The 15,132-nt window shown below is 42.3% G+C and carries 15 protein-coding genes; 13 read left to right on the forward strand and 2 right to left on the reverse strand.

Going from position 1 to position 15,132, the window contains the following annotated elements:
* Window positions 1–34: 34 nt before the first annotated feature.
* The 12 genes from K8O68_RS09850 (at window position 35) to K8O68_RS09905 (ending at window position 10,226) form a co-directional block, all read left to right on the forward strand.
* Entirely contained in the window at window positions 35–469 is a 435-nt protein-coding gene (locus K8O68_RS09850; protein ID WP_230896721.1) for a TIGR03826 family flagellar region protein, read from the forward strand.
* 164 nt (window positions 470–633) lie between these two features.
* Window positions 634–888, forward strand: coding sequence for a flagellar biosynthesis anti-sigma factor FlgM (gene flgM, locus K8O68_RS09855; RefSeq protein ID WP_230896722.1), 255 nt, complete (start codon window positions 634–636; stop codon window positions 886–888).
* A 161-nt stretch (window positions 889–1,049) separates the two neighbouring features.
* A complete protein-coding gene (locus tag K8O68_RS09860) occupies window positions 1,050–1,547 on the forward strand; it encodes a flagellar protein FlgN (RefSeq protein ID WP_230896723.1) in 498 nt (165 codons plus the stop codon).
* Window positions 1,548–1,811: 264 nt separating this feature from the next.
* Window positions 1,812–3,446: a flagellar hook-associated protein FlgK gene (gene flgK / locus K8O68_RS09865; protein WP_230896724.1), complete on the forward strand. Its 1,635-nt coding sequence runs from the start codon at window positions 1,812–1,814 to the stop codon at window positions 3,444–3,446.
* Between the two features lie 196 nt (window positions 3,447–3,642).
* Window positions 3,643–4,521, forward strand: a complete 879-nt coding sequence (flgL, locus tag K8O68_RS09870; RefSeq protein WP_230896725.1) for a flagellar hook-associated protein FlgL — start codon at window positions 3,643–3,645, stop codon at window positions 4,519–4,521.
* A gap of 49 nt (window positions 4,522–4,570) precedes the next feature.
* Entirely contained in the window at window positions 4,571–5,152 is a 582-nt protein-coding gene (locus K8O68_RS09875) for a DUF6470 family protein (protein WP_230896726.1), read from the forward strand.
* A 137-nt stretch (window positions 5,153–5,289) separates the two neighbouring features.
* Complete coding sequence (fliW, locus tag K8O68_RS09880) at window positions 5,290–5,742, forward strand: flagellar assembly protein FliW (RefSeq protein ID WP_230896735.1); 453 nt, start codon at window positions 5,290–5,292, stop codon at window positions 5,740–5,742.
* A 3-nt stretch (window positions 5,743–5,745) separates the two neighbouring features.
* The gene (gene csrA / locus K8O68_RS09885; RefSeq protein ID WP_230896727.1) at window positions 5,746–5,973 is read left to right on the forward strand and encodes a carbon storage regulator CsrA; all 228 of its coding nucleotides are present in this window, start codon (window positions 5,746–5,748) and stop codon (window positions 5,971–5,973) included.
* A 239-nt stretch (window positions 5,974–6,212) separates the two neighbouring features.
* Window positions 6,213–6,917, forward strand: a complete 705-nt coding sequence (locus tag K8O68_RS09890; protein ID WP_230896728.1) for a helix-turn-helix transcriptional regulator — start codon at window positions 6,213–6,215, stop codon at window positions 6,915–6,917.
* 347 nt (window positions 6,918–7,264) lie between these two features.
* Window positions 7,265–7,945 (forward strand): response regulator transcription factor, encoded by a 681-nt coding sequence (locus K8O68_RS09895; protein WP_230896729.1) that lies wholly within the window; start codon window positions 7,265–7,267, stop codon window positions 7,943–7,945.
* A gap of 177 nt (window positions 7,946–8,122) precedes the next feature.
* A complete protein-coding gene (locus tag K8O68_RS09900) occupies window positions 8,123–9,205 on the forward strand; it encodes a flagellin N-terminal helical domain-containing protein (RefSeq protein WP_230896730.1) in 1,083 nt (360 codons plus the stop codon).
* 88 nt (window positions 9,206–9,293) lie between these two features.
* The gene (locus K8O68_RS09905; protein ID WP_230896731.1) at window positions 9,294–10,226 is read left to right on the forward strand and encodes a hypothetical protein; all 933 of its coding nucleotides are present in this window, start codon (window positions 9,294–9,296) and stop codon (window positions 10,224–10,226) included.
* Window positions 10,227–10,995: 769 nt separating this feature from the next.
* Here K8O68_RS09905 and K8O68_RS21435 read toward each other — a convergent pair.
* Window positions 10,996–11,250, reverse strand: a complete 255-nt coding sequence (locus K8O68_RS21435; protein WP_255717128.1) for an EAL domain-containing protein — start codon at window positions 11,248–11,250, stop codon at window positions 10,996–10,998.
* 331 nt (window positions 11,251–11,581) lie between these two features.
* Between K8O68_RS21435 and K8O68_RS09915 the strand changes: the two genes are divergently transcribed.
* Window positions 11,582–12,469: a DegV family protein gene (locus K8O68_RS09915; protein WP_230896732.1), complete on the forward strand. Its 888-nt coding sequence runs from the start codon at window positions 11,582–11,584 to the stop codon at window positions 12,467–12,469.
* A gap of 230 nt (window positions 12,470–12,699) precedes the next feature.
* Here the strand turns inward: K8O68_RS09915 and K8O68_RS09920 are convergent, their stop codons facing one another.
* Window positions 12,700–14,583: a bifunctional diguanylate cyclase/phosphodiesterase gene (locus K8O68_RS09920; protein ID WP_230896733.1), complete on the reverse strand. Its 1,884-nt coding sequence runs from the start codon at window positions 14,581–14,583 to the stop codon at window positions 12,700–12,702.
* Window positions 14,584–15,132: the final 549 nt, after the last annotated feature.

Below are 15,132 nucleotides of genomic sequence, written 5' to 3' on the forward strand. Positions count from 1 at the left end.
TAAACATTAAGCGAAACGTTAAGGAGGGGCGGCTATGGCCGAATTAGCAAATTGCCCAAACTGCGGGAAAGTCTTTGCAAAAGCCCTGCGGCCGACTTGTGACGCGTGTGCCCAGCAAGTCGAGGAAAAGTTTGAGCGGGTTTATAAATTTATCCGAAAACGCGAGAACAGACAGGCGACAATGGATGAAGTGACCGAAGCGACGGATGTAGAAAAATCATTAGTTTATCAGTTTATCCGGGAGGGGCGCCTCCAGCTGGCTCAATTCCCTAACCTGGGCTACCCTTGTGAAAAATGCGGAATGCAAATTCGTCAAAATCGTCTTTGCAGTACCTGTACAGATGAGATTAACAAAGGAATACGAACAAAGGACCGGCAGAAAGCTTTTGAACAACGGATGAAAAACCGGGAGAATCCCAAGACCGGAATTTATACCACTCTAGATGACAGGGTGAGACGGAACCGTTAAGGAAGCCGAGGGTCATCTTTGGGAATAAATGGGGGGACAGACCCGCCATTTATTCCCAGTAAAAAAACGGCCGTGATGCTAAAGGTTTTCACTGTATAACCGATATAATTGATAGAAAAGGGAATGAGCAGAGTAACACTGTGAATCCCGGGAGGTGCTATAAGATGAAGATTAATCCGATGCATTCGATCCAGGCTTACCGCAAGCTGCAGGAGACGCAGCAGAAACATAACGATAAATCCACGCGTTCGGATCAGGTGGAGATCTCTTCTGAGGCGAAGGAAATGGCGAAGTCAACTGATATTTCCGCTCAGCGTCAGCAGCGCGTTGACGAAGTGAAAGCCCAGATTGAAAAAGGAACGTACGAGATTAACCATAAAGCGGTGGCAAAAAAATTCTACGAGTTTTGGAACAAATAACCCAGCCCCGCCGAAGATACCAATAAAATACAATTTTTAACAATACGTACTACCAACATACAAGGTCAAACCATCAATATTCATTACCAAACAACCACTATCCAATACCAATCAGCCAGCATACGGCAGCCAACTAACATTCAAGCGAGGTGAACAGCGTGGTGGAACAGCTTATACAAATTTTTCAGGCCATGACCGTCGTCCATGAACGGTTCAATGAACAGGCGGCAAGAAAAGAAGAAGTCATCAAAAAAGGGGATATGCCAGGGCTTGAACAAGTGATGAAGGAAGAATCGCCTCTCATCCAGCAGCTGCGCAAGCTGGAAAACACACGCCAGCGCCTCATTCAGGAATGGCTCGAACAAAAAGGGATCATTAAAGAAGACGTCACGATGGACCAGCTGATTCCTCTTTTTCCGGAAAAAGAAAGAGAAGATCTGCAATATTGGCAGCAGCGTCTTATGACTGAAATCCACAAGCTCAAGGAGCAGAATGAACTGAACGAGCAACTGCTTGAAGATTCGCTGAGGTTTGTCAATCTCTCGCTGGATGCCATGAGCCCGCAGAATCAGTTTGCCGGCTACGGCGGTGATGGCAGCAATGATGACGGCGAAGATTTCGGCCCGGGCGGACGCTCCCTGTTTGATTCAAAAGCTTAGCGCCATCAAGGCTGGCTGTCTAAAAAGACAACCGTCTGCTTTGGATCAAACCCGCTTTTCAGACCGGGAGGGGGGAGCAGCCGTCATCCGTTCACGCTCCCCGGTGAGGCAACCGAAACCAGCTATAAGCACTACCCAACATGAGCCTCACCCAGCATAAACAGTACCGAACATAAGCACTACCCGGCACCAGCATCACCGGAGCCCCGTTTGCCCAAGCTCCGCCCCCCTTAAAGCAATTTACATAACGAAGGAGAGACGACCATGCTTTCAACGTTTCACGGACTAGAAACAAGCCGGCGCGCGCTGAGCACGCAGCAGGCAGCATTACATACAACAGGCCACAATATCGCCAACACCAACACAAAGGGCTATTCGCGCCAGCGCGTCAACTTCACACAGACCGAAGCGTTCCCGATCCCAGCGTTTAACAAGCCCGGCATTCCCGGCCAGATCGGAACAGGCGTGAAACCCGGCGAGATTCAGCGGGTCCGTGAATCATTTCTCGATATGCAGTACCGCGCCCAGAACACGAAGAACGGCTACTGGGACACCCGCCACACCGCCCTTCAAAAAATGGAAGACATTATGAATGAACCGACTGAGGACGGAATTGCCAATACGCTCGACCGCTTCTGGGAGTCGCTCCAGGATCTGTCCGTCAATCCGGAAGATTCAGGCGCCCGTTCAGTCGTCAGGCAGCGGGGCATCGCTGTCGCCGAAACGTTCAATTACACTTACAATTCGCTTGAAGCCATTCAGCGTGACTATAAAGAACAGCTGACCGTCCAGAACAACCAGATTGACTCGCTCACGAGGCAGATTAACGACCTGAATGGGCAAATCGCTTCCGTGGAACCGCACGGCATGCTGCCGAACGACCTTTACGACAAGCGCGATCAGCTGATTGATGAGCTGTCCCAGTTCGTCAACATTGAAGTCGAGCGTGTGCCTAGCGGCGGCCAGGCAAAAGACATGGCCGATGGAAAATATACGGTTCACCTGCTGGACAGTAAAGGCCAGCGCGTCACCCAAGGCGGGGACTCCGTGAAGCTTGTCAACGGGGAAAACCTCACCAGGAGTAACATGACTGTGAATACAGATGATGACACCGGACTTGTCACAGGCGTCACATTCGGTGACTACGATCCAATCAGTTTTGAAAATGAAGGCCAGTTCGACACATTTACGTCCGGCGCATTAAAAGCTGTCATCGAAACCCATGGCTACATGGAAGAGGGCAGCCAAAGAGGCGATTTCCCGCACATGATGCAGCAGCTCGATACAATGGCCGCCACGTTCGCCGCTGAATTCAATGAGGTCCATCAATCAGGCTGGAGCCTGTCCGAGATTGAAACAGCAAACGATCCTGACTCGGATTTTACTAAAACAGGGTTCGACTTTTTTACCTATTCCCAGGACTTGAACGACACGCCGCCGACCCAGGCCGCCAAGTTTCTTAAAGTGTCAGACGACGTTATAGCAAGCCTCGACAACATCGCGGCTTCTGGCGCCGCGGGCCGTGACGGGGACGGCAACCTTAATCCCCGTGACGAAGCCTTTGCGGGGGACGGCTCAAACGCTCTTGCCCTCGCGGATGTGAAAGACGCCCGCCTCAGCTTCGGGGAGAACACGACCAACGTTCAAAGCTTCTATCAGGGCATCATTGGGCAGATGGCCGTTGATACGAACGAAGCGGGACGGATGGAGCGTAACACTGCTTCCTTGAAAAATTCAGTCGACGAGAACCGCAAATCGGTGAGCAGTGTCTCTCTTGATGAAGAAATGACTAATATGATTCAGTTCCAGCACGCATACAACGCAGCGGCCCGAAACCTGACCGCGATTGATGAAATGCTTGACCGGATTATTAACGGAATGGGCGTCGTCGGCCGATAATGAACGAGCCTGACCATAATAGCTCAAGAAATGCTCTTTCCCGGTGGCCGGAATGAGCGGATTCATCTTCCTACTGGTAAAATAAAATCCGCCCTTTTCCAGGAAGACTTTAAATTCCCGTCATCCCGGCAAGCATTCAGGCGCTCTAAACCCGGCCGGCAAGCCGCAAAACTAACTAAAAAGCAGGTGAACGAACATGCGCGTCACACAATCCATGATTGCCAACAGCTCGCTCAACCATTTGAGCAACAGCTACCAGCAGCTGAAAAAATACCAGGACCAGCTGTCCACCGGCAAAAAAATCTCCCGGGCCTCTGAAGACCCGGTGATCGCCATGAACGGCATGCGCTACCGCACCCAGGCAGCCGAAACATCCCAGTTCAAACGCAACCTGTCCGAAGTGTACAACTGGATGGACACCGCCGATTCAGCGCTCGATAAAACAACCAACACGCTCCACCGCCTGCGCGAACTGACCGTCCAGGCCTCAAACGACACGTATGAAGCAGGCCAGCGCGCCAATATCGCCAACGAAGTCCGCCAGCTTAAAGAACACCTCGAATCGCTGGCCAACACACAGGCGAACAATAAATTCATTTTTAACGGCACGAACACAACGAACAAGCCGGTCAACCTCGAAGCCGGCGAATTCTCCACCAACACAGAAAACGTGGAGGTCGAGCTGCTGAAAGGCGTCAAAATCCCGGTGAACATCCGCCCGCAAAACGTCTTCTCTGAGGACCTGTTTAACGACATCCAGGCACTCGAAGACATGCTCGAAGACCCGAACACAACAGCCGCTGACCTTTCCGGTATGCTCAACACGATCGACACCCACATCAACAACTCCGTCGACGAACGCGCCGAACTTGGCGCCCGCGTGAACCGAATTGAAATGATCGACGACAGAATCCAGGAGCAGGAAGTCATCGCCAAACGCATCCTCTCCGACAACGAAGACGCCGACATCGAGAAAGTCATCACCGGCCTCATGATGCAGGAGAACGTCCACCGCGCCGCGCTCTCCTCAAGCGGCCGGATCATCCAGCCGACCCTGATGGACTTCTTAAGATAATTTTTTTGGAAAAATCACGGCAAAGCTGAGTCATCAAGGAGGCATGCTCATGGAATTACCCCGTATTCACATCTCGTCCGTACAGGCCCAGACAGGTATCCGGCAGCAGCGTCCTCCCATGTCGATTCATCAGCCGAACGCCGACCTGCAAATTAACCAGGACTTTTCAGGCACCCTGCACATCAGCTCAACAGCTTCCAGACTGTTTATCGACCAGACAGAAGCCTTTGCCGATGCCGATCTGAAAGGCCCGCTTCGCCGGGTGAAAGAATACGCAGCCCAGTCGCAGCAAAACGTACTCCAGTACGTGGCCAAAGTCACCCGTGAAGGCGACCAGCTGAAAAAGATTGAACACAGCACAAACGCCCTCGCTTCCATCGCTAAACAAAAGGGGGAGCGCCCGCCGAAGGACTATAATTATGGCGTTGTTCCTGAACATATGGGAAAAGTCACATTTAATTATCAGCCGTCCGAACTGTCCATCCAATCCGACTGGGCCGATCCTGATATCCGTATCATCCCTAATAAGCCTGAGATCAGCTTTCCACGCTGGGAAACCGATGTGTACCTCCGGCAGAAAAACGATGTCCAGTTCTCCGTTACGGGAGGATCAGTCAACCGACAGCTATAAGCATCCGCCATTCAACGATGGGGGATGCTTAAAGTTTTTCCGGGGGGAGCGACTAAAAGAAACAATTTCCAATTGTGCCCCACAACTTCGCCAATTTTCGATACAATAAAACAAAGAGTGAAAATGGAGTGATCAGTTTGATAATCGAGACGAAATATTCAGGACCAACAGAGATTAATCCGGATAATATTATCCAGTTCGACCAGGGGCTGCCAAGTTTTGAAGACGAAAAAGCCTTTGTTCTCCTTCCATTCAGTGACGAACCAGGCCCGTTTTATATTCTCCAGTCAACGGTGACGCCGGGGCTCGCTTTCGCCGTCATGACGCCTTTCTCGTTTTTCCCGGACTATGAAGTGAAACTGTCCGACCAGCTGCTGGAAACACTGGACATCACCAACGAACAGGACGTTGCTCTTTTCACGGTGCTGACTCTTAAGGAAACGATCGAGGAGTCAACGGCTAACTTAAGGGGCCCAATAGTGATTAATACCGCCCGCAAAAAAGGAAAGCAGATTGTGCTGAATGACTCCGGCTACGAGACGAAGCATTCGTTGAAACAGCCTGCGGCCTCTGGAAAGAAGGAGGGATAGCCGATGCTTGTGCTGACACGAAAACTCAATGAATCAATCAAAATCGGCGATGATATTGAGATCACAGTGATCGGGGTGGAAGGGGATCAGATTAAACTCGGGATCGACGCCCCGAAGCATATCGACATTCACCGGAAAGAAGTGTATCTCGCCATCAAGGAAGAAAACGAAGCGGCTGCCGGGGCATCTGTCGACATATTAAAACAATTTACAAAATCAATAAAAAAGTAACATTATATAAAAGTCTCATTGAACAGCAGATTTTGCTATTGTCAGTGAGACTTTTTAACTTTTATTTTTACAATTAACTAGATCTTTTGTTGTCACATCTTCCTTATAGAGGAAGATTTTATCCTTATTCTCAAAATTGAACAACAAAAGTCGCATATATGATCAGACAATCGAATCTTGTCGGAAAAGTTTTTAATAGGTATTGTTAAGAGTAGACATTAAAGAAAGGGGATCAACCTATGCACTCATTGTATTCTTCCAAAGATACAGTTACTACCGAAAAGGTCCTCTTTATCGATTTTGATCAGTGCCTGTCGGAAGAAACCGTGGGAAAACTTTCATCGATCGCCGGTGATAAAGAGGTCATCATCGATAAGGGTAATCCCGATGAGCTGAAACAGGTACAGTACATCTTCTTTTTAATAGAAGATTACAGAGTCGAGACCCTCCGCTTCATCGAAGACAGACTTGAAGAATTAAAGGAAACCAATACATACTCATTGATTATGACAGCAGCACAGCCGACTAAATCCCTTTTTCCTTATTTTATGCAGGACTTAAATGGGATCGTTTCCTTATCATTTTTCCTGGAAAACGGGCGCCGCGTTCTTAATTCTCTTGACGAGTTCGGCATCTTTCTGGAACAGAAGCTTCATTGCGACCTCGTTACCCTGATCCAGCATAAAAAATTAAAGGACCGGCCGATCAAACGGCTCAAACTGCGTTTTGAAGATGTTCAATACATATTAACAGACAACGAAAAGAAAGTCCTGCAGCACATACTCGATGGCCATAATAACCGGAAAATAGCCGAACTCATGTTTTTGGCGCCTTCAACCGTCAGTACGGTGATTAGCCACCTGCTTAAAAAACTCGGGGCTAACGACCGCACCGACGCGATGGTACAAATCATCCGTAAAGGATGGGTAGACGCTGTAAGGTAATAATAGATAAGCAGAACCACACGCTGCTTATCTATTATTTTCGTTCTGCCGGCCATACCAACTCTCACTCAACTTCGCACTCTCTATGTACTAACTGCTATTCCTTCTCACTCAGCAAATTACCTGGAAATACACCTAGTTCTTACCCCTCTAATTTTGTGGTCTTAATAGACTTTTTTAATGGAAATTAATAACAATTAAATAGAGATGAGTACCATTTTCGAGGTTTAAGTAAACGTTTTCTCACTTTTGCGAAAATTGTCGAGGTATAAGTAATATTGTAGATTCGCACTTAATTTGTTAATATTTACTATATATTAAATTCTAAAGAATCAGGTGATGTACAGATGATTAAGAATAAAGGATTAGTTGGGAAGTTGGTAATTGTCGATACTGGAGGGGTATCTGAAACTAATTTCACACGCCTTTTCTCACGAGTTAACAATGGGACCAGTGTTTTACAAGTCAGGGATCTGCCTGTTAATACTGAGTCGAATGACGTTGTTTTCTATCTGATTAATGGGAAAGAAGATGGTGAATTTGAGAGATTAACAGATATGAGAGAAAAGACCGGATGCAAAATTTATCTTATTAAGGCAGGGGAAGCTTGCCCTAAGTGTCTTCCTTACTTGTCGTTTCCTTTCGATGGCTTATTTTCAATTGCCTTTCTTGAAGAAAATACTCATCTAATCCTGGAAACCATTTATTCTAATCTGCCTGTACTTGAACCGTCGTTACATAAAAACCTGGCATTTGAGATCGACCAGAAAAAATCCAGGAAAACACCAATTAAGAAATTCCTGCTTAAGAGAGAGCTGGCGGGAAGTCTGTTAAAAGAAAACGAGCTGAATGTGCTGCAGCTCCTGTTAGAAGGAAAAACGACGAACGAGATTGCTGTCGAGTTGTATTTCTCACCCTCAACAGTGAGCGCTACGATCAGCGGCATTCTCAAAAAAATGCAGGTCAACGACCGCACACAGGCAACCGTCCAGGCAATCCGCAACGGATGGGTAGAAAGTCTGAGATAAAAATTCAATTTAGTGAATTTATTTCTAAAAAAACCTAAACATTCAAATGAACGATCCGATAATAAGAGTGTAACAGTGACCAGGACAGCGGCGGCCGACGCTTCCCTGCTCACTAAATAGATCAACCTTCCACTCACAAGGACGTGACAGGAAGCAAATTCAAGGAGGAATTTTATTATGATTATCAACAACAATATCCCAGCGTTAAACACCCACCGTCAAATGGGTATCAACCAAAATGCCATGCAAAACTCAATGGAGAAACTATCTTCAGGTATGCGTATTAACCGCGCAGGTGACGATGCAGCAGGTCTAGCAATCTCTGAAAAAATGCGTGCTCAAATCAACGGTTTAGACCAAGCAAGTCGTAACGCTCAAGATGGAATTTCATTAATTCAAACTGCAGAAGGTGCATTGGATGAAACTCACAGTATTCTTCAACGTATGCGTGAACTAGCGGTTCAATCTGCTAACGATACAAACGTAGAAGTTGACCGTGAAGAACTACAAAAAGAGGTTGATCAATTAGCAAATGAGTTGACTAGAATTTCAGATAATACTGAATTTAATACTCAAAATCTTTTAAATGGTGACTTTGAAGGAACTTTCCATATTGGGGCGAACTCAGGACAGAATATTAATTTGTCTATTGATGATATGTCTGCCCAAGCTTTGGGAGTTAACGGAGCAGTAGAAGGTTTAACAGCAACTACAGCTGATATTACTATTGATGGGACAGATTTTACTGCTCAAGATGTACTTGAAGATGAGAATGGTAATATTCAAGCTGTTCTTTTATCTGGCACTGCGGATGAAGATGGTGATTGGCACAGAATAAGTGACTTACGTTTAGATACTGCTGGTACTGCACTTGAAGCAAAACCAGGGACTTCTACACTTGGAATTACTGTAAATGGTGAAGATGCTTCTTTGTTTGATTTAGATAGTGGATTTGCAGGGATAGACATTTCGAGTCAAGAAACCGCTGATGCAGCAATAAAAACAATAAATAATGCTATTGAAACTGTTTCAGCTGAACGATCTAAGCTTGGTGCTACACAAAACCGCTTAGAACACACTATTTCTAACTTAGATAATTCTTCTGAAAACCTATCAGCTGCGGAATCTCGTATTCGTGACGTTGATATGGCTGCTGAAATGATGGAAATGACTCGTGCAAACATCCTTGCTCAAGCTTCTCAGTCTATGTTAGCTCAAGCTAATCAACAACCTCAGTCAGTACTACAATTACTTGGATAATTATATTATTCAATATTAGAGACTCCAGCTTAGGCTGGAGTCTTTTTTTATAGTAGTTTATAGTAGTTATTAAAAAGGGGGAACCTAATTGACTAGATTTTTTGAGTTGCAAGAGAGGTTTCTAAAGTTAGAGAAAGCACAGTATATAGATATAGTAGAAAATTTCTGTAATAGAAACGAGCTTAAGGGAATTGATGGAATACACGGTCTCTTATCTTACGCTAAAAAGTTAAGAACTTTATATTCAAGAACGAGATCAGAAAAAATAGATTTAAAATCTTTCTTTGAACTTTCTTTTGCACTATGGGCGTTAGAAATTATGGGACGGATTGATATAGCAGATAATGTGGCTAAAAACCTTGAAAACGGAGGCGCTTTTGGTGATACATGCTCTTATTTAACAGAGAGTAATGTGAATTATTTTAGAAGTTTTGAGAGTGAAATTATGCTTGCGCTAAGGTTATTAGAGGGGAATCAAAATTTTAGAATAGGCGGGCTAGGAGCACCGGATTTTATTTTAGAAGACTTGAATCTATCTATTGAAGTAAAAACACCTTCATCAAAATTAGGCTTGTTTCAAGCTTTATTAAAGGGAGTAAAGCAAATCGAAAAATATAAATATAATGGCATTATAATTTTAATATTAGATCATATGGTAGCTAGGGAAATAATCAAAAATTCAATGAATGTGTTACCAATTGATATTCAACAAGTCATACTTACAGGCTTACCAAAAACCGAAAATTTTCGAACAATTGGGGCCATTGCTGAGTGGGTGAAATGGGATGAAGACAAATTACATCCATCTACAATAATGCCATTAGCCCATAGAGAACAATTAGCTAAAAGAGAAAACTTATTGAGAGAATGTTGGCGACTTATGACAATAGACAATATTTTTAATCAAAGAATAACAAGTCAAGAAGTAGAAGAAACTTTTCCTTTTGAGAATGAATTGATAATAAACCTAGATCCCAAAATAGAAGGTGAAGCTTTTTTTCGTAAAAAATGGGGATTATAGTGAGAAAAGTTTCTCCAGTGCTAAGCACTATTAGACAATCTTAGTAACGAGTAAGAGGATCACTATGTGAATTGCTGGAACTTCCTAAAGCTTTGTCAACCACAACGAAGTTGGAAACTACGAACCTGAAGGTTTGAAGATTACAAAGATAGATGGATAATCAGAAGCCAAGCTCTTGGCCTGAAGGCATTGCGAGCCAACCAACAACCACAAGCAGTACTACAATTACTTGATAAATTTATTAATTCAATTGTCTTTTTCTTTTTTGACTTAATTGCAATATGTGTAATGCATTACACTAAATTTCGGACTAGTGTGTATAATTATACCAAGTTAGAATTGTTATATAAATATATTTACATTATTAATCAAATTAGATTATTTTTATTATGTTTGATGGAGGGGTATTACATATGGATCATTCTATTTAAAAGAGCTTATTTAGTATAGATGTGTGTTTGCATAGGGAATTGCTCTAATCTAAATTAAAAAAGGAGGGAAGATTATGAATGAAGTACTTCGGAATTTAAGAATTGGACAGGTTGTAAAGGTTAAAATTGCTAATGTTATGAAATGGGAAAAGTTGTTGGGTTTGAAAAGAACACAGTATTAGTGCAATTGAAAAATGAACCTTATTTAACAAAACAAGTATCATTTGAAGATTTTGTTGAATTAGGCTATGATTTAGATCGAAATTAAGAGGTATTAACCCATATATTATAACTTTGAATGTACGTTTGTTATATTATATGCACAGTAAAACCCTTGACTATAAGTGCAATTGATACTTATAATAAGCGAGCTGCCCTTGGGTTTCTATTCCTTCTGTCATCACATTTATTTTATGCTTTCTATAATAGCTGTTTTTTTGCAATACAAAGGTTTTATCAATTTTTAAAACGTTAATTGGGAATTGCTTCAGATGACTAAGGGAGGAATAGGCTCTCCCAAAATCATCAATGGCCACGGATCCCGTTTTTATCAGTTCATTCAGTTTGTTTAAAACGTTTGTCCTGTCTTCCATAAATTCTTCTTAAATCAAACTCTAAATACTCCCGGTGAAACACCGGTTTCATTAATAATGCGTTTAACCCAATTAATGAATTCCGCTGACTGCCATTGAATTACTGACACTTTCACAGCAATTTTCGGAAGAAGAGTGTTTTATTTTCCACGTTTATTAGATTGCTCTCTTCTTTTTAAAAAACAAGGATTTAAAGTAGCTGCTATTGCAAGAACTGCAATCTATAAAGATTAATTTTACATATTTATTCTACCCACTATACTATAATAGTAATTATTAATGTATGATTTAAGATGGATAATCTATTATAAATAATGAAGGAGTGGTGAATTTGTCGGGTTATGTACTAACGTGTTGTTCTACTGCAGATATGCCGGATGAGTATTTCCAAAACAGGAAAATACCATATGTCTGTTTTCATTACAGTATAGATGGGACTGAGTATCCTGATGATCTAGGTCAAAGCATCTCTTTTGATGACTATTATCGAAGAATTTCTGAAGGTGCCATGCCTACTACGTCGCAAGTTAATGTCAGTCAGTTTATCGAATTCTTTGAACCTTATTTAGAGGAAGGGAAGGATATCCTGCATATTTCTTTTTCTTCAGGACTTTCAGGAACGTTTCAATCTGCTAATATTGCAAAAGAAGAGCTTTTATCTAAGTACCCAGAGCGAAAAATTCTGATAGCAGACTCATTGGCGGCTTCATCAGGTTACGGAATGCTTGTTGATTTGGCTGCTGATCTGAGAGACGAAGGGGAAACAATAGAAGAGTTGCACAATTGGATTGAGAATAATAAGCTTCATGTCCACCATTGGTTTTTTTCTACAGATCTTACACATTATAAACGTGGCGGCCGAATTTCCCCAACATCTGCAATGGTCGGAAGTTTACTACATATAAATCCGTTGTTAAACATGAGTGAGGATGGGAAGTTGACTCCGCGCAAGAAGGTTAGAGGTAAAAAGAAGGTGATCAATGAGATTGTTCGTATGATGGAAGTTCATGCGAAGAATGGTACCGATTATTCAGGGAAGTGTTTTATATCGCATTCGGCATGCTATGATGATGCACGAAAAGTGGGGGATTTAATAGAAGAAAAATTCCCTCACCTTCACGAGCCCGTAAGAATAAACAGTGTTGGGACTGTTATTGGTGCCCATACGGGGCCTGGAACAGTTGCGCTTTATTTTATGGGCGACAAGCGTGAAAACTAGTTTGTCGCTGACGTACATCTCCTTCATTAAATATTCTCCAACCAGCTAAACTATACTTACTACTTGATGTGTCGGAGGGCCTCGCACACATCAAAAATAAAAGACCACACTTCACAAAAAAGTGTGGTTTTTTTGCAGTAATCTGAAGAACTGGAGGCACAGGTCCAGCTCTTCTCTAGAGAAATCTACAAGAAACCTTAATGAGGCTCCCCTTATTTACCGGAATAGTATCACTGTATTATTTCGGGCTGCCTTCTTAAATATTTTTCTTCAAATTCACCAGCTTTGATTGGGCGTTCAAAGTAAAACCCTTGGCCATAAGTGCAATTGATGCTTTGTAAAAAAGCGAGCTGCCCTTGGGTTTCAATTCCTTCTGCCATCACATTTATTTTTAGGTGTTCTGCAATATCACAAATACTTTCTATAATAGCTGTTTCATTTTGTAAGATAAAGGATTTATCAATTTTTAAAACGTTAATTGGGAATTGCTTCAGATGACTAAGAGAGGAATAGCCTGTCCCAAAATCATCAATGGCCACCTGGATCCCGATTTTTCTCAGTTCATTCAGTTTGTTTGAAACGTTTGTCCGGTCTTCCATAAATCCTTCGGTAATTTCAAACTCTAAATACTCCGGTGACACACCTGTTTCATTAATGATCCGTTTAACCCGATCAATGAAGTCTGATGACTGCCATTGAATGACTGACACATTCACAGCAATTTTCGGAAGAGAAGTGTCGTCCGCTGTTTTCCACGTTATGATTTGATTGCATACTTCTTTTAATATCCATTCTCCGAGAGGGAGGATGAGCCCTGTTTTTTCTGCAACAGGAATAAATTCAGCCGGCGAAATCATCCCTCTTTGCGGGTGGTGCCAGCGAATAAGTGCTTCAAGCCCAGCCAGTTCTCCTGTCTTAATGTCTACTTGCGGCTGGTACAGCATTGAAAAATCGTTATAAGCATGAGAGATTGCTTTTCGTAAGTCATGTTCCATTGAGTAGTAGTATTTGTTTTTCTCTTCAAGGGAATAGGAATAGTATTTCCACGTATTTTTCCCTTTTTCCTTTGCATATTGCATAGCGGCATCTGCGTGTTTGATTAAGTCCTCTGAATTATTCCCGTGATCCGGATAAAGACTCACACCAATACTGGGGGTAATGTAAACCTCTTTATCATCCAATATAAAAGGTTCTGAGAAAGAACCTAACAGATCGCTTAAAATTAAATGAAGCTGGCTGCTGTCATTTACTATAATAATAAATTCGTCACCGCTGAAACGGAAAACATTCTCTGACTCAAAAGCAGCCCTCAATAATGTCGCTACTTTTATCAATAGCTTGTCGCCATATAAATACCCTAACTGATCATTAATTTTTTTGAAGCCGTCAAGGTCTATAAACAATAAACTAAACCGGTTGCCCGCTTTCAAAACTTTCTTTTCCAGTGTGTGTATTAAAAGTTCTTTATTTGGCAGTTTCGTTAAAGAATCATAGTAAACAAAAAAGTTAAACTGCTCATCTTTTCGGGAAGTAATATTAAACACCACACCCAAAATCTTTTCAACTTCTCCATTACTGCTTTGAATTGAATACTCCCGTGCTTCAAACCATTTTATTTCGCCATTATCACATAATAGTCTTCCTTCGAAGTTAGCTGGCCACCCTGCAAATATTTTTTCACTGAATTCCTTATATTCTTCCTGGTCATCGGGGTGCAGGCTGTCGAGCCAGCACTCCAGGTCCTCTTCGAACTCACTCATACTGTGTCCGGAGAAATGTTCACTTCCTTTTGAAACCATTTGTGTGTGGTTCTTTAAATCGTTTGACCTGAGCATCACATGTTCATTGGCAAAAATATGCTCTAATTCCTGGCTTATTTCTTTATCAGAATTGGCATGCTGTTGTAACGCGTCAATTTTTTGAGTTGCATTATTTTTGTTAAAGGTCACTTTATCAAATTGTTTTCCTACCCACCAGAATGGAATAAACAAAATCAGTCTCTGTAAAAATGCCAGATCAGGTATGTAGCCGTGTATGTGAAAATCTACTATGATGGTGACAACCCCAATTAATAAACATATAAAAACACTTATTATTCTTCCTTTGTAACCCATAACTCCCCCCCTGTCGTGCTCAAGTGTCTAACTATAAGCCTGGAGCCTAAATGAAATTATTTAAGGAGAACTATTTAAACATTGGTTAGAAGCCCCCTCTAAAGGATCAGAACTTTAGACTCTCATCTTTATTTGCCATATGACATTAAGGGCCTTAAATCGACCTGCTCATTCGACAAAAACTTTCTTTTACTAATATCGGAAAAAAATGAAAATACTTGAGTTTCTTTAAGTCTTATTTTTTACGGAGAAGACTGAATGAAGGGAAAAACAGCAGAAGTTTCGGGAAAAAAGACGCGTCTAATTAAAAAAGTAAAAGCATCTTTTTAAGTACGTATTAATTGTATGAAAAATATATAGTCATATCCTAAGTTGTAGTACAATAATATTAGTTAATGTCATAAATTTAAACCGAACTTTGAAAGCAAAGTGTTACTGCTAATGATTTCTGACCTGAAACTACCAACGTATTTTGTCTCATTTTTGCTATTTAATATGTCCCTATTAATAAATAGATATAGAGGGGAGTTAGACTCACCCTCTTTTTTT

This window comes from Salipaludibacillus sp. CUR1, assembly GCF_021028955.1.
In the GTDB taxonomy this organism is placed as follows: Bacteria; Bacillota; Bacilli; order Bacillales; family Salisediminibacteriaceae; genus Salipaludibacillus.

Coding starts and splice junctions, on each gene's coding strand:
- K8O68_RS09890 (WP_230896728.1), top strand. CDS start 6,213: ATGCACTCATTGTATTCTTCCAAAGATACAGTTACTACCGAAAAGGTC.
- flgL (WP_230896725.1), top strand. CDS start 3,643: ATGCGCGTCACACAATCCATGATTGCCAACAGCTCGCTCAACCATTTG.
- csrA (WP_230896727.1), top strand. CDS start 5,746: ATGCTTGTGCTGACACGAAAACTCAATGAATCAATCAAAATCGGCGAT.
- K8O68_RS09875 (WP_230896726.1), top strand. CDS start 4,571: ATGGAATTACCCCGTATTCACATCTCGTCCGTACAGGCCCAGACAGGT.
- flgM (WP_230896722.1), top strand. CDS start 634: ATGAAGATTAATCCGATGCATTCGATCCAGGCTTACCGCAAGCTGCAG.
- K8O68_RS09900 (WP_230896730.1), top strand. CDS start 8,123: ATGATTATCAACAACAATATCCCAGCGTTAAACACCCACCGTCAAATG.
- K8O68_RS09920 (WP_230896733.1), bottom strand. CDS start 14,583: ATGGGTTACAAAGGAAGAATAATAAGTGTTTTTATATGTTTATTAATT.
- K8O68_RS09895 (WP_230896729.1), top strand. CDS start 7,265: ATGATTAAGAATAAAGGATTAGTTGGGAAGTTGGTAATTGTCGATACT.
- flgK (WP_230896724.1), top strand. CDS start 1,812: ATGCTTTCAACGTTTCACGGACTAGAAACAAGCCGGCGCGCGCTGAGC.
- K8O68_RS21435 (WP_255717128.1), bottom strand. CDS start 11,250: ATGGAAGACAGGACAAACGTTTTAAACAAACTGAATGAACTGATAAAA.
- K8O68_RS09850 (WP_230896721.1), top strand. CDS start 35: ATGGCCGAATTAGCAAATTGCCCAAACTGCGGGAAAGTCTTTGCAAAA.